Annotated in this window: 24 protein-coding genes and 1 pseudogene; 12 read left to right on the plus strand and 13 right to left on the minus strand. The window is 48.4% G+C overall.

The features are described from left to right. Positions 1 to 153 precede the first annotated feature (153 nt). The 3 genes from ACO0LB_RS04990 to ACO0LB_RS05000 form a co-directional block, all read right to left on the minus strand. On the minus strand, positions 154 to 1,143 hold the full coding sequence (locus ACO0LB_RS04990; RefSeq protein ID WP_423047093.1) for an ABC transporter substrate-binding protein: 990 nt from the start codon (positions 1,141 to 1,143) through the stop codon (positions 154 to 156). A 209-nt stretch (positions 1,144 to 1,352) separates the two neighbouring features. Continuing rightward, positions 1,353 to 2,510, minus strand: a complete 1,158-nt coding sequence (locus ACO0LB_RS04995; protein WP_423047094.1) for an ABC transporter substrate-binding protein — start codon at positions 2,508 to 2,510, stop codon at positions 1,353 to 1,355. Positions 2,511 to 2,820: 310 nt separating this feature from the next. Next, entirely contained in the window at positions 2,821 to 3,048 is a 228-nt protein-coding gene (locus ACO0LB_RS05000; protein WP_423047096.1) for a hypothetical protein, read from the minus strand. A gap of 17 nt (positions 3,049 to 3,065) precedes the next feature. On the opposite strand from ACO0LB_RS05000, the gene ffh reads away from it, so the two are divergent. After that, entirely contained in the window at positions 3,066 to 4,433 is a 1,368-nt protein-coding gene (ffh, locus tag ACO0LB_RS05005) for a signal recognition particle protein (RefSeq protein WP_423047098.1), read from the plus strand. Positions 4,434 to 4,676: 243 nt separating this feature from the next. Further along, positions 4,677 to 4,976, plus strand: a pseudogene (locus tag ACO0LB_RS05010) (SWIB/MDM2 domain-containing protein); the annotation flags it as partial. A gap of 121 nt (positions 4,977 to 5,097) precedes the next feature. On the opposite strand, the gene ACO0LB_RS05015 reads toward ACO0LB_RS05010, so the two are convergent. From ACO0LB_RS05015 to ACO0LB_RS05025, 3 genes are all read right to left on the minus strand, one after another. Next, positions 5,098 to 5,760, minus strand: a complete 663-nt coding sequence (locus ACO0LB_RS05015) for a hypothetical protein (protein ID WP_423047100.1) — start codon at positions 5,758 to 5,760, stop codon at positions 5,098 to 5,100. Then, positions 5,757 to 6,350 (minus strand): lytic transglycosylase domain-containing protein, encoded by a 594-nt coding sequence (locus ACO0LB_RS05020; protein ID WP_423047202.1) that lies wholly within the window; start codon positions 6,348 to 6,350, stop codon positions 5,757 to 5,759. The genes ACO0LB_RS05015 and ACO0LB_RS05020 overlap by 4 nt, the downstream gene beginning before the upstream one ends. Positions 6,351 to 6,492: 142 nt before the next feature. Next, positions 6,493 to 8,226 carry a proline--tRNA ligase gene (locus ACO0LB_RS05025; protein WP_423047102.1) on the minus strand — a complete coding sequence of 578 codons (1,734 nt, stop codon included), beginning with the start codon at positions 8,224 to 8,226 and terminating at the stop codon, positions 6,493 to 6,495. A 215-nt stretch (positions 8,227 to 8,441) separates the two neighbouring features. On the opposite strand from ACO0LB_RS05025, the gene ACO0LB_RS05030 reads away from it, so the two are divergent. Both ACO0LB_RS05030 and ACO0LB_RS05035 read left to right on the plus strand, forming a co-directional pair. Continuing rightward, positions 8,442 to 9,014 (plus strand): RNA pyrophosphohydrolase, encoded by a 573-nt coding sequence (locus tag ACO0LB_RS05030; RefSeq protein ID WP_423047104.1) that lies wholly within the window; start codon positions 8,442 to 8,444, stop codon positions 9,012 to 9,014. A 3-nt stretch (positions 9,015 to 9,017) separates the two neighbouring features. After that, the gene (locus tag ACO0LB_RS05035; RefSeq protein ID WP_423047106.1) at positions 9,018 to 9,563 is read left to right on the plus strand and encodes a CNP1-like family protein; all 546 of its coding nucleotides are present in this window, start codon (positions 9,018 to 9,020) and stop codon (positions 9,561 to 9,563) included. Between the two features lie 102 nt (positions 9,564 to 9,665). Here the strand turns inward: ACO0LB_RS05035 and proB are convergent, their stop codons facing one another. From proB to rplU, 4 genes are all read right to left on the minus strand, one after another. Then, positions 9,666 to 10,784: a glutamate 5-kinase gene (gene proB / locus ACO0LB_RS05040; RefSeq protein WP_423047108.1), complete on the minus strand. Its 1,119-nt coding sequence runs from the start codon at positions 10,782 to 10,784 to the stop codon at positions 9,666 to 9,668. A 189-nt stretch (positions 10,785 to 10,973) separates the two neighbouring features. Next, on the minus strand, positions 10,974 to 12,086 hold the full coding sequence (gene obgE / locus ACO0LB_RS05045) for a GTPase ObgE (protein WP_423047110.1): 1,113 nt from the start codon (positions 12,084 to 12,086) through the stop codon (positions 10,974 to 10,976). A gap of 157 nt (positions 12,087 to 12,243) precedes the next feature. Next, positions 12,244 to 12,501 carry a 50S ribosomal protein L27 gene (rpmA, locus tag ACO0LB_RS05050; RefSeq protein WP_423047111.1) on the minus strand — a complete coding sequence of 86 codons (258 nt, stop codon included), beginning with the start codon at positions 12,499 to 12,501 and terminating at the stop codon, positions 12,244 to 12,246. 46 nt (positions 12,502 to 12,547) lie between these two features. Further along, positions 12,548 to 12,859 (minus strand): 50S ribosomal protein L21, encoded by a 312-nt coding sequence (gene rplU / locus ACO0LB_RS05055; protein WP_110255243.1) that lies wholly within the window; start codon positions 12,857 to 12,859, stop codon positions 12,548 to 12,550. Between the two features lie 327 nt (positions 12,860 to 13,186). Here rplU and ispB point away from each other — a divergent pair, with 327 nt between their 5' ends. From ispB to ACO0LB_RS05095, 8 genes are all read left to right on the plus strand, one after another. Further along, a complete protein-coding gene (gene ispB / locus ACO0LB_RS05060) occupies positions 13,187 to 14,116 on the plus strand; it encodes an octaprenyl diphosphate synthase (RefSeq protein WP_423047204.1) in 930 nt (309 codons plus the stop codon). Between the two features lie 63 nt (positions 14,117 to 14,179). Then, on the plus strand, positions 14,180 to 15,457 hold the full coding sequence (locus ACO0LB_RS05065) for an HlyC/CorC family transporter (RefSeq protein ID WP_423047113.1): 1,278 nt from the start codon (positions 14,180 to 14,182) through the stop codon (positions 15,455 to 15,457). A 140-nt stretch (positions 15,458 to 15,597) separates the two neighbouring features. Then, positions 15,598 to 17,328, plus strand: coding sequence for a type IV-A pilus assembly ATPase PilB (pilB, locus tag ACO0LB_RS05070; RefSeq protein ID WP_423047115.1), 1,731 nt, complete (start codon positions 15,598 to 15,600; stop codon positions 17,326 to 17,328). Positions 17,329 to 17,343: 15 nt separating this feature from the next. After that, positions 17,344 to 18,576 carry a type II secretion system F family protein gene (locus ACO0LB_RS05075; protein ID WP_423047117.1) on the plus strand — a complete coding sequence of 411 codons (1,233 nt, stop codon included), beginning with the start codon at positions 17,344 to 17,346 and terminating at the stop codon, positions 18,574 to 18,576. 2 nt (positions 18,577 to 18,578) lie between these two features. Continuing rightward, entirely contained in the window at positions 18,579 to 19,442 is an 864-nt protein-coding gene (locus ACO0LB_RS05080; protein WP_423047119.1) for a prepilin peptidase, read from the plus strand. Beyond that, on the plus strand, positions 19,442 to 20,068 hold the full coding sequence (coaE, locus tag ACO0LB_RS05085) for a dephospho-CoA kinase (protein WP_423047121.1): 627 nt from the start codon (positions 19,442 to 19,444) through the stop codon (positions 20,066 to 20,068). The genes ACO0LB_RS05080 and coaE overlap by 1 nt, the downstream gene beginning before the upstream one ends. A 129-nt stretch (positions 20,069 to 20,197) precedes the next feature. Further along, positions 20,198 to 20,953 (plus strand): cell division protein ZapD, encoded by a 756-nt coding sequence (zapD, locus tag ACO0LB_RS05090; RefSeq protein WP_423047123.1) that lies wholly within the window; start codon positions 20,198 to 20,200, stop codon positions 20,951 to 20,953. A gap of 2 nt (positions 20,954 to 20,955) precedes the next feature. Beyond that, on the plus strand, positions 20,956 to 21,132 hold the full coding sequence (locus tag ACO0LB_RS05095; protein WP_423047125.1) for a DNA gyrase inhibitor YacG: 177 nt from the start codon (positions 20,956 to 20,958) through the stop codon (positions 21,130 to 21,132). A gap of 30 nt (positions 21,133 to 21,162) precedes the next feature. Here the strand turns inward: ACO0LB_RS05095 and ACO0LB_RS05100 are convergent, their stop codons facing one another. The 3 genes from ACO0LB_RS05100 to ACO0LB_RS05110 form a co-directional block, all read right to left on the minus strand. Then, positions 21,163 to 22,722, minus strand: a complete 1,560-nt coding sequence (locus tag ACO0LB_RS05100) for a sigma-54-dependent transcriptional regulator (RefSeq protein WP_423047127.1) — start codon at positions 22,720 to 22,722, stop codon at positions 21,163 to 21,165. 134 nt (positions 22,723 to 22,856) lie between these two features. Next, complete coding sequence (locus tag ACO0LB_RS05105; RefSeq protein WP_423047129.1) at positions 22,857 to 23,420, minus strand: hypothetical protein; 564 nt, start codon at positions 23,418 to 23,420, stop codon at positions 22,857 to 22,859. Continuing rightward, the gene (locus tag ACO0LB_RS05110; protein WP_423047131.1) at positions 23,417 to 24,709 is read right to left on the minus strand and encodes a D-amino acid dehydrogenase; all 1,293 of its coding nucleotides are present in this window, start codon (positions 24,707 to 24,709) and stop codon (positions 23,417 to 23,419) included. Before ACO0LB_RS05110 ends, ACO0LB_RS05105 begins: the two co-directional genes overlap by 4 nt. Positions 24,710 to 24,729: the final 20 nt, after the last annotated feature.

The following is a 24,729-nucleotide window of genomic DNA, read 5'->3' on the forward strand; positions in this document are numbered from 1 at the left end:
AGCGCCAAACGATTCAGATTAAGACTCAACAACATTGCTCACTAAACTGCAACCAAGCTACAACTGAGCTGATGATGACGCTGACCATAAAGCTACAAGAAGGCATGAAACAAATCGCCCTCATGTCACCGGTGCGGTTTTACAGCGGCACTATTATTTAATATTCAGGGATTTTTTTGCCTGTTCCAGCAAATCTGTTTTAACCCAGTCTTTTGCAACGGGAGGTTTCGCCATTTTCCCGACACCATATTTCTGCATCAGATCGGTCGTGATCTGAATATGTTCGGCGGTCACGTCATAAGAATACGGAGAATTTTCTATCGCATTCACAAAATCTTCATGACTGATCTGTCCTTTAAACATATTGTTACGCACGTATTTTTCTGCCAGTTCCTTGTTATCAATAAAGGTCTTGGTCGCTTCGACAAAGCAGCGCATGAATTTCTCTGCAACGGGGCGGCGTTCTTTGTAGAATTTTTCTGTCATCACCATCGTCCGCACCGGCTCGCCTATCGGCGTGTCATACGGCTTGATGATCTCGTTCCCAAAACCCTTATTAATCGCCTGCGACGAATACGGCTCTGATTGCATGATGGCGTCGATATTTTTACCCAGTAGCGCCTGATTCAGATCAGGAAAACCCAGATAGATAATCTGCACGTCTTTTCCAGGCTGATCGGAATAGGTCAGACCATTCTGCGCCAGTTCTGCCGCGAGCAAAATATCCTGTATGCCGCCGCGAGTGACACCGACCTTTTTCCCTTTTAATTCTTTAACGGATTTGATGCCGAGGTCGCTACGCCCCACTAACCGCGCACCGCCTTTGGCGAAGCCAGCGACCAGATAAATCGGTGTGCCACTGGCACGCGCAGAAATCACGGCTTCTGACGAGACAGCACCGACATCCAGCTCACCCGCAATCACCGCCTGCATCGCGTCCAGTCCCTTGGCGAATACCCGCTCTTCTACTTTAATGCCGCAGGTCGGAGCGATTTCCTTGATGTACGATACGGCACCATAATGGGCAAATTTCAGATTCCCCAGACGCACCAACTCCTGCGCCTGCGCCGCCGCTGGCGTCAGCGACGCTACGAGTAACGCCGACAATACTGCACTTCCCAATACCGTTTTTTTGATGAACATCCTGATCTCCCTGGTGCGTTCTGTGATGATGTTTGATGATGTTTTGTGATGGGGTTTTGCGCTCAATGTTTTGCGATCATTTTTTACGATCAGTTTTTGCAACCAATTTTCAGCACAATGTTATTACTCAATCACTGACGAACTTCTCAATGATTGTCCATTCAGGGCAATATACAATGAATCTGGCGTCAGTAGACAGGTCGCTATCATCAGCGTACAAATTTTCCATCGCGACCGATCATCGTCAGCTCGACAAACTCGCTGCCGCCATGATCACGTTCACTGTATGACACCATCAATCCGCCAAAATCATAACGTCGCATGGTTTCCATTGCTTTCACCAAACCTTCGCGACTGAGATTACGTCCTCCACGGCGTAATCCTTCCACCAGCACTTTGGCCGCCACAAATCCTTCCATCGCTGCATAGGACACTGGCAGCGCATATGTCTTTGCCAGTTGCTTGAATTCCTGTCCCAGTATGCTCGACATCAAGTGCGGTGCTGGCATGATTTGGGACACGATAACACCAGCAGCAGACGTGCCCAAAGAATCGATAAAGGACTGTGAGGCGTTATTGGATAAGGTCATTACCTGCATTGTCGATTGCATACGAATGGCGCGGATAATTTCAGACGCCGTCGTTGCAGAACTGACGACAATCACGGCCTTTGTGCCGGAAGTCATCAGCGCCGCTGCCGTCGCTTTGACATCCGGTTTGCTGCGATCATATTTAATGACCGCGGAAGGCGTGAGTTTGAAGTGTTCCATGGCCTGCCGGAATCCTGCCAGCCCATCCTGGCCAAACGCATCGTCCACATGAATAATGGCAATATCTTTCAATCCGGTGGTAGAAAACTGCTCAACCGCTTTTCTGACTTCATCCTGATATTTTGCCCTGACATTGAACACATAGCGATGCAGCGGCGTATGGAAGATCATGGCTCCGGTACTTGGTGCAATCAGAGGCACTTTTTCGGCCGCCAGCACCGGCAAAATAGCCTGTGTGTGTGGCGTGCCACGACTTTGAAACAAGGCGAAAACATGCTCTTTTTTAATCAGCTGTTGCGCATTGGCGGCGGCCAACGCTGGATCAAACTGATCGTCTAGAATTTTCAGTTCCAATTGCCGTCCATGTATTCCGCCACTTTTGTTGATTTGTGCGAAATAGGCGGCAGCACCGGCATTCATTTCCCTCACCGGGCCAGCAATCTGACCAGTCAGGCCGACAGTCTGGCCTATCAGTATCGAACTGTCGGTGACGCCGTCCTCGGCATGCACCAGTCCGGAGAGCAACAGCAACGCGGCAAGCAAAGTACAAAGCGAGAAGATCAGGCGGCGGCGCCTGGGTATATAGATGTATTGCATTGTCGTCTCCTGGTATATAAGCATCCGATCATCTGACGTGATCTGGCCTGATAAGGTATTACCCGGGCATTTGCCGTGATTCTATGGCCCGGGTTGTGGCTTGGGTTGTGGTCCGGGTTATGGCTTAGATCTACTTTCTGATTCTGCGCAGGAATGTGCGCCGGCATATTCTGATCTATGTCAGATAGACAGCCGCCCGACAGGATAAAACAGTGTTCTGCTAAAAACCCATTCGGGAAAATACGTAAAGAACGTTGACAGCGTGTTACATCAGTAGGTGATGGCTGTGCGATATGCCTGCACTTCATGGCTATACATGGTGATATTGTCCAACTACAGGGTCACTCAGCAGAAGGTATTTTCCCGCCGCATATCCCAGCGCAGCAATTATCCGGGCGACATGCGGAGCCAATGAGATGGAAGATTGCGGTAATTTGCGACGGCATTCAGCGGTGATCAGGTAAAATGCATGATTCGACTGCGTTGGCGTTGGTACTCTGATACCGCCGACAAGCATCACCACCCTACTTTTTTTCAAGATAGCCTGATTTAGCCATGCTCGATAACCTTACCCAGCGTCTTGCCAAAGTCGTCAAGACGATGCGCGGCGAAGCCCGCCTGACCGAATCCAATACTGCCGAGATGTTGCGCGAAGTGCGCATGGCCTTACTGGAAGCCGACGTTGCCCTGCCTGCGGTGCGTGATCTGATCGCCCGCGTGAAAGAAAAAGCACTCGGCGAAGAAGTCATTTCCTCCCTGACACCGGGTCAGGCATTAGTCGGTGTCGTACAAAAAGAACTCGCTGTCCTGATGGGCGCAGATCTGGGTGAAGAAGCGTCGCAGCTAAGTTTTGCCTGCCAGCCACCGGCGATTATCCTGATGGCTGGCTTACAAGGTGCCGGTAAAACCACTACCGTTGGTAAGCTCGCCAAATACCTGCGCGAACAGAAAAAGAAAAAAGTCCTGACAGTATCTGCCGACGTATATCGGCCAGCAGCGATCGGTCAGTTGCAAACCGTCACCGAACAGGTAGGCGCTGATTTCTTTCCGACCGCCACTACTGACAAACCCGTCGATATCGCGCTGGCGGCATTGGACTATGCAAAAAAACACCATCATGATGTCCTGATTATCGATACCGCCGGTCGTCTGGGTATTGATGAAGCCATGATGTTGGAAATTTCTGCGGTACATGCCGCCGTCAAACCCATCGAAACGCTGTTTGTGGTCGATGCCATGCTCGGGCAGGATGCCGTCAATACCGCCAAAGCGTTTAACGATGCACTTCCGCTCACCGGTATCGTGCTGACCAAGCTCGATGGCGACTCCAGAGGTGGTGCGGCACTGTCAGTGCGTCATATCATCGGTAAGCCAATCAAATTCGTTGGTGTCGCGGAAAAACTGGATGGTCTGGAATCGTTTGATGCGACGCGCATGGCAAACCGTATCCTCGGTATGGGCGATATTCTGGCGCTGGTGGAATCCGCTCAAAAAGGGATGGACGTGGCTGCCGCGCAGGATTTGGCAGTCAAGCTCAAGGGCGGTGGCAAATTTGATATGAACGATTTCAAATTGCAAATCTCCCAGATGAAAAAAATGGGGGGACTCTCCAGCCTGATGGATAAATTGCCAGCACAGATGCAACAAGCCGCGGCAGGCGCCAATATGGATCAGGCAGAAAAATCCGTGCGACGCATGGAAGGCATGATCAATTCCATGACACCTTTGGAACGTGCCAAGCCGGAACTGATCAAGGCGTCACGCAAACGTCGTATTGCTGCCGGTGCTGGCGTACAGATTCAGGAAGTCAACCGTATGCTGGCGCAGTTTGAGCAAATGCAGTCGATGATGAAGAAATTACGTGGTGGTGGCATGATGAAAATGCTGCGCAGCATGAAAGGTATGATGCCTGGAAAGCGTTGATATTCTGCTGCAAGAATCAGCCGGAGAGCGTGAAACCACGCACTGATCCGGCTTTTTTACAGATGAAAAACCAACGGCAAGCGGATTCTGCGCTTTTTTATCTAAAAAGCAGCAAAAAACACTTGCATCCCTGCAAAAACCGCACCACTATGAGCGATGCGTAAAGTGACGCAATGCAGGAGCTTTTCAAAACGATCAAAGCTCCGTCCACGAAATTTGTGAAGGAGGCTATTTATGGCAACAGCACCAAAAAAGACAGCAGCAAAAACAGCAGCGGCGCCCGCAGCCGCCCGTAAGCCAAATGCAGCATTTATGAAGCCAATGACTATCTCGCCAACACTGGCAGCAGTCATCGGTGCAGCACCGATTCCACGTACTGAAGTGACTAAAAAAGTATGGGAATACATCAAGAAGCACAATCTGCAAGATGCAGAAAACAAACGCAACATCAATGCAGACGACAAGCTGAAAGCTGTTTTCGGCGGTAAAGCACAAGTCTCCATGTTTGAAATGACGAAGCTCATTTCCGGTCATTTGTCCTGATCTAATCTGATCACTGACAGATTGTCTCAGTTACTTTGGGAAACTGGAAGGGAAGTAGTCAGTCCCACCCCAAACAAAAATGCCCGCATCGCGCGGGCATTTTTGTTTAAGAGCATCTGGCTTACAGGTTTCCACATGATACGGCGACGGTCATGGGCTCATTGCCGATAATTTCTCCTGGTTTGCGCTGCAATACACAGTAGGTACCATAAGGTGTAATCACCTTCGTCACGGGACGACCGTCAAATGTCTGTACGTTTTCAAAACGCACTCCCTCATGCGCAATCAATGATGCAGCGCTGATTTTTTGCCCTAATCGCGCAACGGCGGACACCGGAGGTGCTGCACTGAGTTTGTCGCGTTGCTGAATATCCTTTTTCAGCTCATTGAAAATGCTACGCACATCGCGATTGACGCCCTCAGAAGACTGAGGTGCAACAGGTGCGGCAGGTATCGCCGTATCAGGTTCAGAAGCCACTTTTGCTGTGACGGGTGGCTGAACAGAAACTGGGGCGTCTGAGCGCGACATAGCGTCACGATTGTTCCTTGCAGTCCTTTTTATACTCTCCGCCGGCAATATCGCCGTCATAGCCGCTTGCGCGGCAGAGGCAGGTGGAAGTGACAAAAACCGTAGCATCATCGGTGCTTGTGGGATGATCTGCTGATGCCAGGAGCGTAGAAATGATTGCGCAGGCCAGCACCAGTACAGCAGGATGTGCAAACTCAAAATCAGAATGAAAATCGAAAGTGAGGAAGAGGTGGACGTCGGCTGCTGAGACATCATCGTTGGTATTCCCAGTTTTTCCAGTTTGCCAGTACCGCATTCGGATATTCAGGACGGCCACGGCTACCGTTATAGCGCCCCAGCGCCAGATACAGATTGCCTCCCTCCATATCGATGTACATCCGCAGAATCGCACAACCATAGCGCAGATTGGTTTGCATCTGGAACAGTTTTTTGGCATCGCCATCGCCAATCACCCGCGACCAGAAAGGCATTACCTGCATGTAACCGCGAGCACCCACTACTGATGTGGCGTATTTGCGAAATGCCGACTCCACTTGCATCAAGCCCATGACCAATGCGGGTTCCAGCCCTGCGCGTTTAGACTCATACCAAATCGCTTCCAGCAATTCCTTGCGGGTCTGAAAATCAGGAATCCGACGTTTCAGGCGGGTCGACATTTCTGCCAGCCAATGCAGATACTGAATGCGCTCATCGATATTGCTGAATGTCGGCTTTGGCGGCAAGGAATCAGAGACAGCCTTGGACAACGCCAGACGCACGGAATCTGCCATTGCCTCTTCTTTCTGATTGCCAGCCTGAGCAGGCAATGCAAGTAACAAGGCAAAAACCATCCCGGCACAACGCATCAACAATGCCGTCAGCTGCTGTTGGCTTACGATAGAAAATAGCTCTCGCACAAGCAAAAATGGGGGAGTATGTGTTCTTTTCGACAGCGACCACATGAGAAACATTGGTGCTGTAAAAATACTCTCCCCCAGTACCTTAGTATTAATTCGCAAGCTTGGTCTGGATAAATGTCAGCATCTCGGCGACGGGAACGATGGTTGCCTCTGCATCGCGACGACCAACGTATTCCAGTTTGCCGTCTTTAAGACCGCGATCACCAATCACCACGCGATGTGGTACGCCGATCAGTTCCCAGTCAGCAAACATGGCACCAGGACGCTCACCACGATCATCCAGAATCACGTCAACGCCAGCAGCCAGCAAGGACTGATACAGTTTTTCAGTTTCTGCCTTGACGGCTTCGCTGCGATCCATACCCATCGGGCAGATGACTACTTCGAACGGCGCAATGGCGGTCGGCCAGATAATGCCCTTATCATCAAAGTTCTGCTCAATAGCCGCACCAAGAATCCGGGTAACGCCGATACCATAACACCCCATTTGCAGCAGCTGAGGCTTACCGTTCTCATCAAGGAAAGTCGCCTTCATATCTTGCGAGTAGCGAGTCCCCAACTGGAATACGTGACCCACTTCAATACCGCGCTGAATCGCCAGTACGCCCTTGCCGTCTGGTGAAGGATCACCATCGACGACATTGCGGATATCTGCCACCAGTGGCTCAGGCAAATCACGACCCCAGTTTGCACCAGTGAAATGGAAATCAGCTTCGTTCGCGCCGCAAACAAAATCAGCCATATTGGCAACCGTACGGTCTGCGACGACATGGACAGGTTTTTTGGTATTGATTGGCCCCAGATAACCTGGTGGAGTACCAAACCATTCGATAATTTCGGCTTCCGTAGAAAAACGATAATTACCCAGACCTGGAATCTTATTCGCCTTTACTTCATTGAGTTCATGATCGCCGCGCAACAACAGCAACCAGACTTGCTTACCGGCGTCGCCTTTTTCCTCATCTTCGACAGTCAGGACAATCGACTTGACCGTCTGCTGCAAAGGGATATTGAGCAAAGCAGCAACATCCTCGCATTTCGCCTTGCCTGGCGTTGCCGTTTTGGTTAGCACCGCGCCAGCAGCAGGACGTGTCGCGGACAAGGCGACGGCTTCTGCCGCTTCCATATTGGCCGCATAATCAGACGAAGGGCAATAGACCAATGCATCTTCGCCAGTATCGGCAATCACGTGGAATTCATGGGAACCAGAACCACCGATCGCACCGTTATCTGCCGCCACGGCACGGAACTGCAAACCAAAGCGAGTGAAAATCCGGGTATAAGCGTCATACATCAGCTGATAGGATTGCTTCATGCTCTCGACATCACGATCAAAAGAGTACGCATCCTTCATGGTGAACTCACGACCACGCATCAAACCAAAGCGCGGACGACGCTCGTCACGGAACTTGGTCTGGATATGATAAAAATTGATCGGTAACTGACGATAAGAACGAATCTCTGAACGTACCACGTCAGTAATCGCCTCTTCTGAGGTCGGCTGGATAATGTAATCGCGACCATGACGGTCTTTAACGCGCATCAGCTCAGGGCCCATTTTGTCCCAGCGACCGGTTTCCTGCCATAACTCGGCGGGTTGCACGACTGGCATCACCATTTCAATCGCACCAGCACGATTCATCTCTTCGCGGACGATATTTTCGACCTTACGAATCACGCGCAAGCCCATCGGCATGTAGTTATAGATGCCGGATCCCAGACGTTTAATCATGCCTGCACGCATCATCAATTTGTGACTGACGATCTCAGCGTCGGCAGGTGCTTCTTTTAATGTAGAAATAAAAAATCGTGTAGCTCGCATGACAGTGATTCTTTTTAAATGGAGGGTTATAATCGACTCAATTTTAAAGGATTAGCTGGCTAATGCGCCCACTCTTTGCATATTTGATGAAGGAAACCGCGTTTTGTGCGCCAGAGTTGCTGCCGCCTGTGGATAATGGGCTCAGTTTTCGACGTAAGCAACGCTTTCATTTGCTGGAGTAGACCGTTTAGCCACAGAAAGTTTTGAGGTTGAACATGCTGGATCGTGAAGGCTTTCGCCCTAACGTTGGCATTATTTTGCTAAACGCCAACAATGAGGTGTGGTGGGGAAAGCGTGTGCGTGAGCACTCCTGGCAATTCCCACAGGGTGGTATTAAATACGGAGAATCTCCGGAACAGGCAATGTTTCGGGAACTGGAAGAAGAAACGGGGCTGTTGCCTGAACATGTCAAAGTCATCGGCCGTACCCGTGACTGGTTGCGGTATGAGGTTCCTGATCATTTCATCAAGCGTGAAATCCGCGGGCATTATCGTGGCCAGAAACAAATCTGGTTCCTGTTACGCATGGTGGGACGAGATTGTGATGTCAATCTGCGTGCCAGCAATCATCCAGAATTTGATGCCTGGCGCTGGCATGAATACTGGGTACCACTAGACGTTGTGATTGAATTCAAACGCGGCGTATACCAACTGGCACTGCAGGAACTATCACGCTATTTGCACCGGACGGAACATCCCAGCAGCAATCGCAGCCGCCATCTGCGTCAGCAGCAGGCGCAGGAAAAAACGCCGTCTTCGTCCAACAACGAATCTGAAGAATCGAAATAACTTATGCTTTTTGTTCTCAATCAAACATTCTCATCTGCTACCGGCAAGCGTGTCGCAGCAATGATTCTTCTGACCAGTCTGAGCGTGACATCGTTGGTAAAAGCCGCAGATGAGGTAGATGAAGAGGCGGAAAAAGAATGGAAAGAAGTTGCACTGCAATTACCGGAAGCCCCTAAGGCAAGTAATCTGATCGACTTTTACCAAAGTAACAATCTGTCTTTTGCGATTGACACGCGCTCAGTCAACGTTGTGACTGATGGCACAGTGCGTTATACGCTGATTGCTACCAGTTCATCGGGCGCGAAAAACGTCAGCTATGAAGCGATACGTTGTCAGTCATACGAAAAAAAATTGTATGCGTTCGGCAGACCTGATGGCAGTTGGTCACGCTCAAGAAAAAATCAGTGGGAAGTTATTTCTGGCACGAACACCAATAAACAGCATCTCATCTTGTTTACTGATTACTTCTGCGAGGGTAATAGTATTGCCGGAAAAACTGACACCATTGTTGACCGCTTACGTGGCAAGCGCAGTTTATTTTCGCGCTGATGTTTCTCATCTTTTCAGGTGTGCCCGCTGTACTTTGCCATACTGCAGCACACACCTGAAAAATTGATGCAATTTGCCTGTTCCTGCTTAATATAAACAAATTTACAGCAAGACCAGATTATCCCGGTGTATCAATTCCTGCTCCTCAACAAATCCCAAAATACTCTGAATTTCTGAAGAAGGTTTGCGCTTGATGCGACGCGCTTCGGTGCTGGCATAATTCGATAATCCACGCGCAATAGCACGCCCGGATTCGTTGATACAAGTCACTACCTCACCGCGTCCAAACTCGCCAAAGACTTCCAGCACACCGATTGGTAACAAGGATTTTCCTTCCTGAGTCAGTTTCTGTATTGCGCCGGCATCCAATACAATCTGTCCTGCTGTCTGCAAATGATCAGCCATCCATTGTTTGCGTGCCGCCAATGGCGCCATCTGCGAGATTAACTGTGTTCCGATTGCTTCACCATTGGCCAGGCGGATCAGGACATTATCCTCACGTCCCCAGGCGATGACGGTATGTGCGCCAGAACTGGCGGCGCGCTTTGCGGCCAGAATTTTTGTCAGCATGCCGCCACTGCCAAGGCTAGAACCTGCGCCACCCGCCATTGCCTCCAGTGTCAGATCGCCTGCTTTCGCCTCATGCACAAACTGCGCATCCGGATTCTTGCGTGGATCGGCTGTGTATAAGCCTTTCTGATCGGTCAGGATGATCAGTGCATCACCTTCAATCAGATTCGCGACGAGCGCCCCCAGCGTATCGTTATCACCAAACTTAATCTCGTCTGTCACGACAGTATCGTTCTCATTAATAATCGGCACGATACCAAATCGCAGCAAGGTAAATAAGGTAGAACGGGCATTCAGATAGCGCTCACGGTCTGCCAGATCCGCATGCGTCAACAATATCTGCGCCGTGCCAATACCAAAAGCGCGAAAACTGGACTCATAAATTTGCGCCAGCCCCATCTGCCCAACTGCTGCACATGCCTGTAACTCATGAATACCGGTAGGGCGTTTATCAAAACCCAGTCGCTGCCGACCCTCGGCGATTGCACCAGAGCTCACCAGCACTACTTCTTTGCCCATTTTGCGCAACTCAGCAATTTGTGCAGCCCATTTCTCTATCGCAACTCTGTCAATACCTTTGCCATCGTTGGTAACAAGGGAGGAACCTACTTTGATAATCAGCCTTTTGGCTTGTTGAATGAGGGAATGCATAAATGAACCAAAAGGAGTCGAACGTCAGAACAAAAAAATGATGCGAGCAAGAAATTATTATACTTTATGTGGAGTTACCATTAATAATCTAAATTTAATTTAGATTATTAACAATTACATCAGTATTTACATCCGTATTTACGCTAGAACAAAAAATGTAAAAAAAGCCTGAAATTCAGGCTTTTTAATTTAGTCTTCAAATACCTTGAAGCGCGGATCATCAGGGTCAATTGAAAGAATACCTTGCGCCTCTTCTTTCATCTGTGTTTCCTGAGAACGCTGTTCCTGCGTGCGTTTTTCTTCAATATCTTTGTAGATCGCCATCACCAGATCTTCACAACCTTCGCGATTCAAGGCCGAAATCTCAAACACGGGGCCTTTCCAGCCAAAGCGTTTAACGAAATCTTTGACTTTTTTCTTGCGCTCATCTTCTGACAAAACGTCCAGCTTATTCAACACCAGCCAACGCGGCTTGTCGTACAGGCTTTCATCGTATTTGCGCAGCTCTTTGATCAGTGCCTTCGCATCTTTAACAGGGTCGACATTATCGTCAAACGGCGCCAAGTCAACAATATGCAGCAACAAACCAGTGCGCTGCAAATGCTTCAGAAATTGCACTCCCAGGCCAACGCCGTCAGCAGCGCCTTCGATGAGTCCCGGAATATCGGCAATCACGAAACTCTTTTCGTGGCTGACACGTACCATACCCAAATTCGGATGCAACGTCGTGAACGGATAATCTGCAATCTTAGGGCGCGCATTCGATACCGCCGTAATGAACGTGGATTTGCCCGCATTCGGCAATCCCAGCAAGCCTACGTCTGCCAGCACTTTCAATTCGAGGCGCAATTCGCGTCGCTCGCCCTCTTTCCCTTCAGTGCGCTGACGTGGAGCACGATTGGTCGAGGTTTTGAAGTGGATATTTCCCCAGCCGCCTTCGCCGCCTTTAACCAATTCAACTTGCTGGCCATGCTCAGTCAGATCGGCAATCACTTCGTCTGTATTGCGGTCTGCAATTAAGGTTCCTACTGGCATCCGCAGGAAAATATCGTCGGCACCTTTTCCGTAGCAATCAGCACCACGACCATTTTCACCGTCTTTTGCTTTATGCAGCTTGGAATAACGGTAGTCGACCAGAGTATTAATATTACGATCAGCGACTGCCCAGATACTTCCGCCACGGCCACCGTCACCACCGTCAGGCCCACCAAAGGGACGGAATTTTTCACGACAGAAAGAAGCGACACCATTCCCACCATCACCGGCGATGACTTCAATTCTGGCTTCGTCAATAAATTTCATTTTTACCACCTAAAAAAGCTTGTATAAATCTTTGTTACCCAGATGGAACAACCGATTTATACAGGATCTCTTGAAACTAAAAAGGCTCTACCGATGGCAGAGCCTTTTATTGTACTGGCTTGCGCCTTAATTTAAATTAAAGTGAATTAATTCAGAATTAAGCTGCAACAACAATCGCGTACTGGTGCTTGTTAGCACCTTTGATTGCGAATTGGACTTTGCCATTTACCAGAGCGAACAAAGTGTGATCTTTGCCCATACCAACGTTTTCACCAGCATGTACACGTGTACCGCGTTGACGAACGATGATACCGCCAGCATTGATTACTTGACCGCCGTAAACTTTAACGCCAAGGCGTTTCGATTCTGAGTCACGGCCGTTGCGCGTGGTGCCGCCGCCTTTTTTGTGTGCCATTTTATTAGCTCCTTAAATACAGGTAGATTAGTTGCTGATCTACAGATTAGCCGTTGATAGAAACGATTTGCAATTCAGTGTAGTTTTGGCGATGGCCTTGACGTTTCTGATAGTGCTTACGACGACGCATTTTGAAAATGCGCACTTTGTCGTGACGACCGTGATCTATAACCTTAGCCAGCACCGTAGCACCTGCGACCAATGGAGCACCAAACTTAATGGTCTCACCAGCGCCCAAAGCGAGCACTTGATCAATGGTGATTTCGGAGCCAATGTCTGCAGGTATCTGTTCTACTTTAAGTTTTTCACCAGCGACAACTTTATATTGTTTGCCGCCGGTTTTTATGACCGCGTACATGTGAAACCTCATCAAATGAATAAAAGAAATTTTCTTCCAGATTCATCAAGCCATTAATGCGCTTAAGAATTCGGGAAAACCCCAAATTATACATAGACTTACTTTTAAGGTCAAAGACAATTTGCATATTTTTTCAGCACAGCTCTGGCGAACATGATCTAGGTCACTCTTGTCGGTTAAAAACCCCGTCCGCAGGAATTCGCGGCACCAACGCGCCGCAAATAACCGCATGGCGTCGTATAATCACGCGGTCTTGAATTATTTTGCAGGTTCGCCTTGTCTGCCACAACACCAAACAACCCCATTAATGACGTGATTGCCAGTGATATGGCAGCGGTCAATCAAGTAATCCGAAGCAAGCTGCATTCCGATGTTGCGCTCGTCAACCAGATTGCTGAATATATTATCAGCGCGGGAGGCAAACGTATTCGTCCCGTGCTGGTGTTGCTGGTTGCAAATGCGTATAGCTATCGTGGTCAGCATCATCATGAGCTGGCTGCTATCGTCGAATTCATTCACACAGCAACCTTACTGCATGATGATGTTGTTGATGAGTCATCGTTACGCCGTGGGCGACAAACGGCAAACGCGATGTTTGGTAATGCCGCCTCGGTTCTGGTGGGGGATTTTCTGTATTCCAGAGCTTTCCAGATGATGGTGTCCATTAACAGTATGCGTGTGATGGAAATTTTGGCAGATGCAACGAATGTCATCGCAGAGGGTGAAGTACTGCAGTTAATCAATATGCATGATCCTGATGTCACTGAAGAGCGTTATCTGCAAGTCATCCGCTCAAAAACGGCAAAATTATTCGAAGCGGCAGCACAGGTCGGCGCATTGATTGCTGGCGCCAACGAAACGCAGATTGACGCAGCGGGAGAATATGGCCGCTCCATCGGCACTGCATTTCAGTTGATTGATGATGTTCTGGATTACTCTGGCAATGCGAATGATATAGGCAAGAATGTTGGCGATGACCTACGCGAAGGAAAACCTACTTTGCCACTGATTTATCTGATGAAAAATGGTAATCCTGAGCAAAAAGAGTTGGTGCGTACTTGCATAGAACAAGGTGACGAATCCAAGTTTGATGAAATTCTGAGTGCGATCACGTCTTCCGGCGCACTCGAATACACGAAGAACGAGGCCATCGCAGCTGCCCAACGGGCATCTGCTGCCATAGCTGATTTACCGGAAAGTCAGTACAAGCAGGCATTACTTGCCCTCAGCAAGTTTGCAGTTGACCGCAATTATTAATGCGATGCCACCTCGCTCTGAAGTCATTGCGATACATTGCCTCACTCTGCTCACGGTGATACCGTGAGCGATATTCCCCTTTGGCTACAGATACTCAGTCTGACAGGTTTGATCCTGCTGTCCGCTTTTTTCTCAATGACAGAAACCGCGCTGATGGCCATCAACCGGCATCGTTTGCGACATCTGGCAAAGCGTGGTCATGCTCTCGCCAAAACGACTGTCTGGCTTCTGGAGAGAACCAATAAACTGCTCTCCCTGATTCTGATTGCCACAACCATCATCAATGCCATGATCACGGCGCTGGTGACTGCCTTGGCGATAGAAGCTTTTGGCAATAACGACAAAGTCATTACCATCGCCACCGCAGCGATCGCATTCCTACTGATTATTTTTGCGGAAATTGCACCAAAAATCATTGGTGCAAGCTATCCAGAAAAAATTGCACTTCCGGCCAGTGTGATCTTACAACCACTGATCAAGCTTGCTCAACCCATCATCTGGTTCGTTAATTTATTTGTCAATGCTTTGCTGGGTCTGCTACGCATCAATACCGACAAACCTATGCACGACCACCGATTGTCTCCCGAAGAATTGCGGTCGATTGTGCTGGAGGGTGGTAATTTTATTCCTCAAAAACACAAGAGTATTTTGCTCAACCTGTTTGATCTGGAAAGTGTTTCAGTCAACGACGTGATGACGCCAAGATCGCAGATCGAAGCGTTGAATCTGTCTGCACCAATAGAAGAAATTCAGTCACAACTTACTACTTGTTATCACAATAAGTTACCTGTCTACGAAGGTGAAATTAATCATATCGTCGGCGTAATGCATGTGCGGAAAGCGATGGCACTATTGAGCAGGGATCAGGAACTGACCACTGATCATTTTCGTCAATTGCTGACGCCTCCATACTTTATTCCGCAAGATACGGACGTATTCACGCAACTCACTTATTTCCAGGAAAACCGTGAAAAACTTGGCATCATCGTTGATGAGTATGGTGAAGTACAAGGGCTGGTTGCACTGGAGGACATCATAGAGGAAATGATAGGAGAATTCACAACATCCATGCCAGGCGATGCACGTGCCGACACATTTTCCTGGACTGAAACCGGCGAATGCCTGCTGGAAGGCAGCACCAGTCTGCGTGACATCAACAAACGACTGAATTTACAATTCCCACTGACGGGAGCAAAAACTCTGAATGGGTTATTGCTGGACTATCTCGAAGAAATTCCTGAAGCAAACGTCTGCATTAAAATTCATCATTGCATTATTGAAATCGTCCAGGTACAGCATCAGTCGATCAAAATAGTCCGATTGTTGCGCATAGATGCCTGACTATTCTCAGTCTGGCTTTCCGATTTTGTATTTTTGCGGAGGGTGCTGACTGTTTTAAAATGTATGACTTTACAAAAACTATCCTTGGTTGCATTATCCTGAGGAAATGATTGTTTTGGCAAACTTTACCTAAAAGCCCTATGTCTGCAGCCCCTCCGTCCACAGCACAAGCAGTTTCCAATTCAGGGCTCGCCAGAGCACTTATCCAGGGAAACCTCATCACGGCTCAACAAGTTGAGACTATCAATAAAAAAATTCAGATAGAGAAAAAACTGTTTATCGATGGTTTGCTGGAAAGTGGTATCGTCAATGCACGGGATCTCGCCACCTTTTGCTCAGAGGCGTTTGGCTACCCGCTTCTGGATTTAACCCAGATTGATGAAAGCCAGATTCCGGCTAAATTAGTCGATCATAAACTGATGCAATCTCAGCGACTGGTTGCTATTGCAAAAAAAGGGAACAAAGTTCATCTGGCAGTATCAGACCCTACCAATAATTCAGCCTTGGATCAGGTCAAATTCCAGACGGGGCTGGCAATTGAACTCATTATCGTCCAACATGACGCGCTGGTGAAACTACTGGAGAAACTGGGTAAATCTTCAGAACAGAGCCTGGGGGATCTTGACAGCGACGATTTTGAACTTGAGTTCAAGGAAGACGATACCGCCGGGCAGGCTGCGCTGGATGCGCAGGCAAATGAAGTGGATGATGCACCTATCGTCAAATTCCTGCAAAAAATGCTGATTGATGCGATCAATCTGGGTGCCTCCGATTTGCATTTTGAACCATTCGAAAAATTCTATCGCATACGCTTTCGTGTTGATGGTGAACTAAGAGAAATTGCTCAACCTCCGTTGGCGATCAAAGACAAACTATCCTCCCGTATCAAGGTCATTTCCAAACTGGATATTTCCGAAAAGCGTATTCCACAAGATGGTCGCATGAAGTTGCAACTCAGCGCCAACAAGTCCATCGATTTCCGCGTCAGTACGTTGCCGACTTTATTCGGTGAAAAAATCGTTATGCGGATTCTCGATGGCTCACAAGCACAAATGGGGATTGATGCGCTGGGCTATGATCCCGATCAAAAGGAAATACTGCTCAACGCAATTCAACGCCCCTATGGTATGGTGCTGGTCACAGGCCCAACAGGCTCAGGTAAAACCGTGTCTTTGTATACCTGCCTGAACGTTATCAATAAACCGGGTATTAATATTTCTACCGCAGAAGATCCGGCAGAGATCAATTTACCCGGCGTCAATCAGGTTAACGTCAATGACAAGGCAGGCCTGACATTTGCCGCCGCATTGAAATCATTTCTACGCCAGGATCCTGATGTCATCATGGTGGGTGAGATCCGCGATCTGGAAACGGCAGATATTGCCATCAAAGCAGCGCAGACCGGACATATGGTGTTCTCAACACTGCATACCAACGATGCTCCCGCAACCTTAACCCGCCTCATGAATATGGGCGTAGCACCGTTTAACATTGCCTCTTCCATTATTCTGATTACAGCACAGCGACTCGCCCGTCGCTTATGCACCTGCAAACGACCTACCGTCATTCTTGATGAGGTTCTGATACAAGCAGGCTTCAAGGAAGAGGATCTGGATGGAAGCTGGAAGCCTTATGAGCCAGTAGGTTGCGACAGATGTAACGGCGGCGGTTATAAAGGACGCGTCGGCATTTATCAATTAATGCCGATATCAGAATCCATAGAACGCATTATTCTTGCCAGCGGCAGCGCAATGGAAATTGAAGAACAGGCACAACGTGAAGGCATCAGAAACCTTCGGCAATCCGGTTTATTGAAAGTCAAACAGGGATTGACCAGTCTTGAGGAGGTATTAGGATGCACAAACGAATAACCGGAGAGCAGGCATATGGCAACTAATTCCGCGAAAACATCCAAACCTGTGCATGTAAAAGAAATTCTGTATGCGTGGGAAGGAAAAGATAAGTTAGGCAAAACGGTACGTGGTGAAATGCGTGCTGGTGGTGAAGCGATTGTCAACGTGACGCTGCGCCGACAAGGCATATTAGTCACTAAATTAAAGAAAAAATCTTATAGCTCTGGCAAAAAAATTACGGATGCCGATATCACCTTATTTACCAGACAACTGGCAACAATGATGAAGGCGGGTGTGCCACTTCTGCAATCTTTTGATATTGTCGCCAAGGGTAACGCAAACCCATCTGTCGCCAAGTTACTACAAGATATACGGGGAGACGTTGAAACTGGTACCAGTCTGAATCAGGCTTTTCGCAAGTTTCCACTGTACTTTGACCCATTGTTTTGCAATTTGGTCGGTGCTGGTGAGCAAGCCGGTATTCTTGAAGATTTGCTGACGCGTCTGGCCATTTACAAAGAAAAAACTCTGGCAATCAAGAAAAAAATTAAATCCGCGCTGACTTATCCGATAGCAATCTTGTCGATCGCCTTTATTGTTACTGCAGTGATCATGATCTGGGTTGTGCCTGCATTTAAACAAGTATTTACCAGCTTTGGCGCAGATCTGCCAGCGCCTACACTCATTGTTATGGCGATATCCGATTTTTTTGTACAGTACTGGTACATCATTTTCGGCAGTTTATTTGGTGGTATTTACTTCTTCTTCCAGTCCTGGCAAAGATCTCTGAGTATGCAGCGCACCATGGATAAATTACTTCTGCAAGCACCAATATTTGGTGAGGTCATTAGAAAAGCAACTATTGCACGCTGGACAAGAACATTGGCAACCATGTTCGCTGCCGGTGTTCCTTTAGTTGAATCTCTGGATTCAGTAGGTGGGGCCGCAGGCAATGCAGTTTATCTGGATGCGACCATTAAAATTCAAACCGAAGTCAGTACTGGTACCAGCCTCACCGTTGCCATGGAAAACTCTAATGTTTTTCCTAACATGGTGACGCAGATGGTGGCGATTGGTGAAGAGTCAGGCTCTCTGGATAATATGCTGGGCAAAGTAGCCGATTTTTATGAAGAAGAAGTCGATGAAGCTGTCGCACAGTTATCTAGTCTGATGGAGCCAATTATCATGTCGATTCTGGGTATTATTATTGGTGGCTTGGTTGTTGCCATGTATCTGCCAATCTTCAAACTGGGCGCGGTAGTCTGACGATGATGGAACTGATTTTATTTGCGCAGGCTGGGGATCTGTTTTCCAGCCTGTCATTTGGTCTGTTTGGTCTGATGATTGGTAGCTTTCTGAACGTCGTCATTTATCGTTTGCCCAAAATGATGCAAAGGGAATCCGATAATTACGTAGCAAGCGAGAGCGGTAAAACGCTGCCTCATACAGAACGCTTTAATCTGATGATTCCTCGTTCTGCCTGTCCGCAATGTGGGCACCAGATTACGGCGGCAGAGAACATTCCGGTGCTGAGCTATCTTTTTATCGGTGGTAAATGTACAGGATGTAAAACGCCGATCTCAATTCGTTACCCGGTGATAGAACTGATCACCGGCACATTATCAGCAGCATTAATCTGGCATTTTGGTAGCGGCATTACGGGTTTGGGATCGCTGGTTTTTTGCTGGTTCTTGATTGCGATGACAATGATCGATGCCGACACACAATTATTACCCGATGACCTGACACTACCTTTACTGTGGTGTGGCTTGTTAATTAACTTACATGGAACCTTTGCGACCTTGCCAGATGCGGTCATAGGCGCTGTTGCAGGGTATATGGCATTGTGGCTGGTGTTTTGGGCGTTTAAACTCATTACTGGCAAAGAAGGTATGGGCTACGGTGATTTTAAATTACTAGCTGCGCTCGGGGCTTGGATGGGCTGGTCCATGTTACCCGCTATCATTTTAATCTCTTCCGTTGTTGGAGCCATTGTTGGCATTATCATGATCATGGCAAAAAACCTGGGTCGCGATACGCCACTGCCGTTTGGCCCTTATCTGGCAGCGGCTGGACTGATAACATTAATCTGGGGCAAGCAGTTAACAGGACTGTATCTGGGGATGCTGTGATGTCGACAGCATTTTCACTCGGATTGACTGGCGGTATCGGCAGCGGGAAAACGACTGTTGCTAATATATTCGCAAAGCTTGGCGCCACGATCATTGATACGGATGAAATTGCCCATCAATTGACGGCACCAGGAGGAAAAGCAATCCCACAAATTCTCGCTGAGTTTGGTGCTGATAGCATTAATGCCGACGGTGCAATGAATAGAGTGACAATGCGGGAACGCGTCTTTACGGATATTACTCAAAAGCAAAAACTCGAACAAATCCTGCATCCACTCATACGACAGGAAACAGAACTGGCTGCGAGTAAAGCAGATGGTGATTACACCATCTTTGTCGTCCCACTACTGGTCGAGTCCGGCAACTGGAAAAATCGTGTGTCTCGTGTACTCGTCGTAGATTGCGACGAAAACACACAGATACAACGCGTCATCAGCAGAAATGGCCTGACTGAAACTCAGGTACGAGCCATCATGCAAGCGCAAGCCAGCCGTCAACAAAGACTCGCTGCGGCAGATGATGTTATCGTCAACGAGGGAGATATTTCTTCTATACAGACGAAAATTAACCAGTTGCACCAGAATTATCGACGCCTTGCAGGACTGATATCAGCAAGAAACGGCTAAACCTCAAAGTAACGAACCAGTCCATGAACCAATTACACGATATTTGCACATGATGTTTGTCTTTTCGCACGGTATGGTTCAGAATCACGAGAGGCTAGCGTTGGCACTAATTTTGACAGGAAAACTATTTTGATTGTTTACGAATACCCTTTCAACGAGCGTATTCGCACGTTATTGCGGCTGGAAGACTTGTACGAGAAATTTACGTTTTTTCTTCATCAATCTGATCCCATGCAGCATCACGTTGCCCTTGCCACCATTTTCGAAATGCTGGAAGTCGCTGGCCGCGCTGATCTTAAGTCTGACTTATTGCAAGAATTAGAAAGACAAAAACATACTTTGATCAGCTTCAAAAGCAATCCTAATGTGCAAGCAGAAATGCTGGACAAAGTGCTGGAAGACGTAGACAAAGCCAGCACGGCACTTGTGGCATGTACAGGAAAAACTGGTCAGAACGTGCGTGATAATGAATGGCTGATGAGTATTCGAGGCCGCACCATCATCCCCGGTGGCGCCTGTGAATTTGATCTGCCCAGCTATCATGCATGGCAAAAAAATCCTGCAGAAAAACGCTTTGCTGACATCTCCGCCTGGTTTGCGCCTATCGCTCCATTGTTTGTTGCCATTAATGTCGTTCTGCGCTTATTACGGGAATCAGGAACTACCAGTAAGGTCATCGCTCAGGCAGGAAGTTATCAGCAAATGCTGCAAGGAAAAATCTACCAGTTACTACGCGTCAGTGTGGCGCAGGATCTGGGAGCAATTCCTGAAATTTCGGCGAATAAATATATGTTATGGATACGCTATATGTCACAAGATGGTGACATGAAGCCCAAGGCTTTCGAAAGCGATATCCCGTTTGATCTGACTCTCTGTAATTTTTAAATATGGCTACGTTTGTCGATTGCCCCACTTGCAAAAAAAAGGTGGAGTGGACACAGGAAAACCGCTGGCGACCATTTTGTTCAGAGCGCTGTAAACAGATTGATCTGGGGGCATGGGCAGAAGAGAAATATACGATTCCTGCTGTCAATCTTCCGGAAGACCCTGAAGAATTACATTAAATTCGCAGTACCAAAGTTATTGCACGGCATTCAGCGTTTTTGCGGAATCCCGTATTTGCGTAATTTGGTTGCAATCATAGAATGCGATGTTTCCAATCTGGCGGCCAGTTTGCGACTGGAGGGATATTGCGGATACAGCTTCTCCAGCAAAGATTTTTCAAAAGCACTGACAGATAAATCCCAACTTTCCGTCGCATCCAGATTCACTTCATCTGCAATGATGCTCCCCTCCGCCCAGTCGAGATCGGCTGCATCCAGAACACGCTGATCCGACATAGTAATTGCCCTGAATACAACATTTTGTAGCTGTCTGACATTTCCCGACCAGTTATTCGATACCAGTGCGGCACAGGCTGCAGAATTCAAGCGACAGACCGGTTTTTGCGCCTGCGTGCAGGCTCGCTCGATGAAGTGACGAGCCAGCAATAATATATCGTCTGGTCGCTCTCTTAATGCGGGCATTTCCAGATGCAACACGTTCAGCCGATAAAAAAGGTCTTCGCGAAACGTGCCTTCCTGCACCATCTTACGCAGATTCCGGTGTGTCGCGCTGATGATTCTCACATTCACTTTGACTTCTTTATCACTACCGATACGACGGAATTTTCCATCATTTAAAAACCGTAGTAATTTCGCTTGCAAATACATCGACATTTCGCCGATTTCATCCAGAAACACTGTACCGCCGTCCGCCATCTCGAACAAACCCGGCTTGCCGCCGCGCTGAGCGCCGGTAAAGGCGCCTGACATATATCCAAATAATTCACTCTCGGCCAGACTCTCAGGCAGAGCAGCACAGTTCAGTTCAAGAAACGGAGCACTACTTCTGGCGCTGGTTCCGTGACACGCTTGCGCCAGTAATTCTTTACCTGTTCCGGTTTCTCCGGTAATCAGCAAAGGTGCGTCCACGATAGCCATGCGAGCAGCGCGTGCTTTCAGGGCAAGTATCTGCTCCGATTCACCAATAATGAAATGAAAGCCACTACCTTCTGAATGTTGAAGTGCATGCAAACGCCCCCCCATTCTGGTCGGGGCATGCAAGGTCAATACTGCACCGACTGATTTGCCTAATTGCGCCGCATCTGTACTGATGGGCTCAGAGACTGGCGTCACATCCATAAAAAACGGCTCGCCTTTGAGCATCACTTCGCGAGTGGGCATGCGAAAGCCGTTTTGTATCAATTCCTCCTGAATGCCGATATCATCCAGCACTTCGCTGAGACTGCGCTGGCACAACACGCTTTCACTGACGCCTGCCACCGCCGCCGCCGCCGCATTGGCAATCACCAGATCACCATGACCATCAATAGCCAATACTGGATCTTCCATTACTGCCATCATGGTATCGAGATTCAGACGACGACGTATGCCGGGCAACACATCCAGCACTTTAATCTCGCTTACTCCCCTTACCTGCTGGCAATCTGCCTGCAAGGACGGCAACATAAATTCCAACAGCTCAGGGCTATCGATATAAATATACGGAGGATCAACCTCAACAGCGGCAACGTTGAGCCCGCGACGAGCGAGCACAGCCAGTATTTCATGCGCAATGCCAACCCGGTCTTTAAATTGAATACTAATACGCATGAATGGTAGGGTAATGAATCAGGACTGACGCAAAATTGAACCGGTAAAGCATGGCGATGAAAGTGGCACAATCAATTACCAGACAATAAACTCTCACGCGCTACTAGCGCGATTTTGCGTCCATCCTGAAAAGATTAATACGGCTCTGGGATATAGCCTCGAGGTCTGGCGTGCTGCCGACGATAAGACGTTGTGGAAGCCAGGCCACGCAAACGCCCCAGATCAAATTGTTCCAGTTGCTGAACAACCACGCGGTTGACTGTCATCTTCACCTGCATCATCAACAAGTCAACGCTATGCTGGCCTGCACTGCGCAACTGACGAACTTCCGGATCAAATTCAGTATCCGTTTCCTCAGTCATTTCCGGCGCATTTTTCTCCAAAGCAATTTCTTCGGCACGTACAAAACAACGATAAACGTCACCTAACGTGATGATGCCATTACAATCTCTGCAATGCCAGGCATCTTTTTCTTTCAGGTCCCGCCCAACCAGACCATCTTTGCTCAACGTCGATAAAATCGAACGAATTACACGAGGCGTTTTACCGGTAATCTGCGCCAGATTACTCACCGTTGCCGTACGTGGCATCACCATGACAATCTGCGCCAGCAATTCAATCGCCGTGTAAAACCGCGTGTTGAGGTTAGCATCAGAAAATACCTGCGTTGAAGAAATCAATTGTTCAAACTGGTTCATGCCAACTCCTTAGAGACAATAATCGGACGATTAACGCTGCCATAACGATCCATAAACAAACCTTCGGTTGAAATTGCTGGACGCTTACCTGAAACCACATCCGCGATAAACTGACCTGAGCCACATGCCATAGTCCAGCCTAGTGTTCCGTGGCCAGTATTGAGGAATAAGTTCCGGTATGGCGTAGGGCCAATCACTGGTGTACCGTCTGGTGTCATCGGACGCAAACCAGTCCAGAATTCGGCCTTGGCCACATCACCACTGTCAGGGAACAAATCCGTGACAGAATGCTCGAGCGTGGCACGACGATCAGCGCGCAAATCAAGATTGTAGCCAGCGATTTCGGCCGTACCGCCGACACGGATGCGGTCACCCAGACGAGTAATGGCAACTTTATAAGTTTCATCCATGACCGTCGATTCCGGTGCGCGGGAAGCGTCGGTAATCGGCACGGTAATTGAATAACCTTTGATCGGATATACTGGGATATGGATATCGAGTTCGCGCAAGAGGATAGGCGAGTAGCTTCCGAGTGCCAAGACAAAGGTATCGGCCTTGAACTCACCGGCCGATGTCATCACAGAAGTGACTTTATCGCCCTGACGCACCAGTCGTTCAATACTGGTACCGTATTTAAACTGCACGCCCAGACCTTCCGCAAGTTTGGCCAGATTTTGCGTAAATTTCAGGCAATCTCCAGTCTCGTCGCCTGGCAAACGCAACGCACCGACAAATTTTTCCTGAACATGTGCCAGCGCAGGCTCTACTTTCAGGCAACCGGCCTTATCCAGCGTCTCGTAGGGCACATCGTATTGTTTCAGGATCGCGATATCAGCCGCCGATGCATCCAGCTGCTGCTGATTACGAAATAACTGCAAAGTGCCCTGAGTACGCTCATCGTAACGAATACCGGTATCTTCGCGTAGCTGTTCGAGCACATCGCGACTATATTCCGCCATTCGCAGCATGCGTCCTTTGTTAATACCGTAACGCTTGGTAGTACAGTTCATCAGCATCTGAGTCACCCAACGCCACATGGCTGGATCCAGGCTTGGACGTATCGCTAAAGGGCTATGCTGCATCATCAGCCACTTAATCGCTTTCAATGGAATACCGGGGCCAGCCCAAGGTGCGGAATATCCCGGTGACACTTCACCGGCATTGCCGTAACTGGTTTCCAGACCTGCGCCAGGCTGGCGATCAATCACCGTCACTTCGTGACCGGCTTTAGCAAGAAAATATGCGGATGCAGTGCCGATGACGCCCGCTCCCAAGATGACTACTTTCATTATCGTTCTCTCCGGACTGC

This window comes from Undibacterium sp. SXout7W (assembly GCF_049339385.1).
Taxonomy (GTDB): domain Bacteria; phylum Pseudomonadota; class Gammaproteobacteria; order Burkholderiales; family Burkholderiaceae_D; genus Undibacterium.

Excerpts from the sequence above, each read along its gene's own strand:
- ACO0LB_RS04990 (WP_423047093.1), bottom strand. The coding sequence starts at position 1,143 with ATGTTCATCAAAAAAACGGTATTGGGAAGTGCAGTATTGTCGGCGTTA.
- ACO0LB_RS04995 (WP_423047094.1), bottom strand. The coding sequence starts at position 2,510 with ATGCAATACATCTATATACCCAGGCGCCGCCGCCTGATCTTCTCGCTT.
- ffh (WP_423047098.1), top strand. The coding sequence starts at position 3,066 with ATGCTCGATAACCTTACCCAGCGTCTTGCCAAAGTCGTCAAGACGATG.
- ACO0LB_RS05015 (WP_423047100.1), bottom strand. The coding sequence starts at position 5,760 with ATGATGTCTCAGCAGCCGACGTCCACCTCTTCCTCACTTTCGATTTTC.
- ACO0LB_RS05020 (WP_423047202.1), bottom strand. The coding sequence starts at position 6,350 with ATGCGTTGTGCCGGGATGGTTTTTGCCTTGTTACTTGCATTGCCTGCT.
- ACO0LB_RS05025 (WP_423047102.1), bottom strand. The coding sequence starts at position 8,226 with ATGCGAGCTACACGATTTTTTATTTCTACATTAAAAGAAGCACCTGCC.
- ACO0LB_RS05030 (WP_423047104.1), top strand. The coding sequence starts at position 8,442 with ATGCTGGATCGTGAAGGCTTTCGCCCTAACGTTGGCATTATTTTGCTA.
- ACO0LB_RS05035 (WP_423047106.1), top strand. The coding sequence starts at position 9,018 with ATGCTTTTTGTTCTCAATCAAACATTCTCATCTGCTACCGGCAAGCGT.
- proB (WP_423047108.1), bottom strand. The coding sequence starts at position 10,784 with ATGCATTCCCTCATTCAACAAGCCAAAAGGCTGATTATCAAAGTAGGT.
- obgE (WP_423047110.1), bottom strand. The coding sequence starts at position 12,086 with ATGAAATTTATTGACGAAGCCAGAATTGAAGTCATCGCCGGTGATGGT.
- rpmA (WP_423047111.1), bottom strand. The coding sequence starts at position 12,501 with ATGGCACACAAAAAAGGCGGCGGCACCACGCGCAACGGCCGTGACTCA.
- rplU (WP_110255243.1), bottom strand. The coding sequence starts at position 12,859 with ATGTACGCGGTCATAAAAACCGGCGGCAAACAATATAAAGTTGTCGCT.
- ispB (WP_423047204.1), top strand. The coding sequence starts at position 13,187 with ATGGCAGCGGTCAATCAAGTAATCCGAAGCAAGCTGCATTCCGATGTT.
- pilB (WP_423047115.1), top strand. The coding sequence starts at position 15,598 with ATGTCTGCAGCCCCTCCGTCCACAGCACAAGCAGTTTCCAATTCAGGG.
- ACO0LB_RS05075 (WP_423047117.1), top strand. The coding sequence starts at position 17,344 with ATGGCAACTAATTCCGCGAAAACATCCAAACCTGTGCATGTAAAAGAA.
- ACO0LB_RS05080 (WP_423047119.1), top strand. The coding sequence starts at position 18,579 with ATGATGGAACTGATTTTATTTGCGCAGGCTGGGGATCTGTTTTCCAGC.
- coaE (WP_423047121.1), top strand. The coding sequence starts at position 19,442 with ATGTCGACAGCATTTTCACTCGGATTGACTGGCGGTATCGGCAGCGGG.
- ACO0LB_RS05095 (WP_423047125.1), top strand. The coding sequence starts at position 20,956 with ATGGCTACGTTTGTCGATTGCCCCACTTGCAAAAAAAAGGTGGAGTGG.
- ACO0LB_RS05100 (WP_423047127.1), bottom strand. The coding sequence starts at position 22,722 with ATGCGTATTAGTATTCAATTTAAAGACCGGGTTGGCATTGCGCATGAA.
- ACO0LB_RS05105 (WP_423047129.1), bottom strand. The coding sequence starts at position 23,420 with ATGAACCAGTTTGAACAATTGATTTCTTCAACGCAGGTATTTTCTGAT.
- ACO0LB_RS05110 (WP_423047131.1), bottom strand. The coding sequence starts at position 24,709 with ATGAAAGTAGTCATCTTGGGAGCGGGCGTCATCGGCACTGCATCCGCA.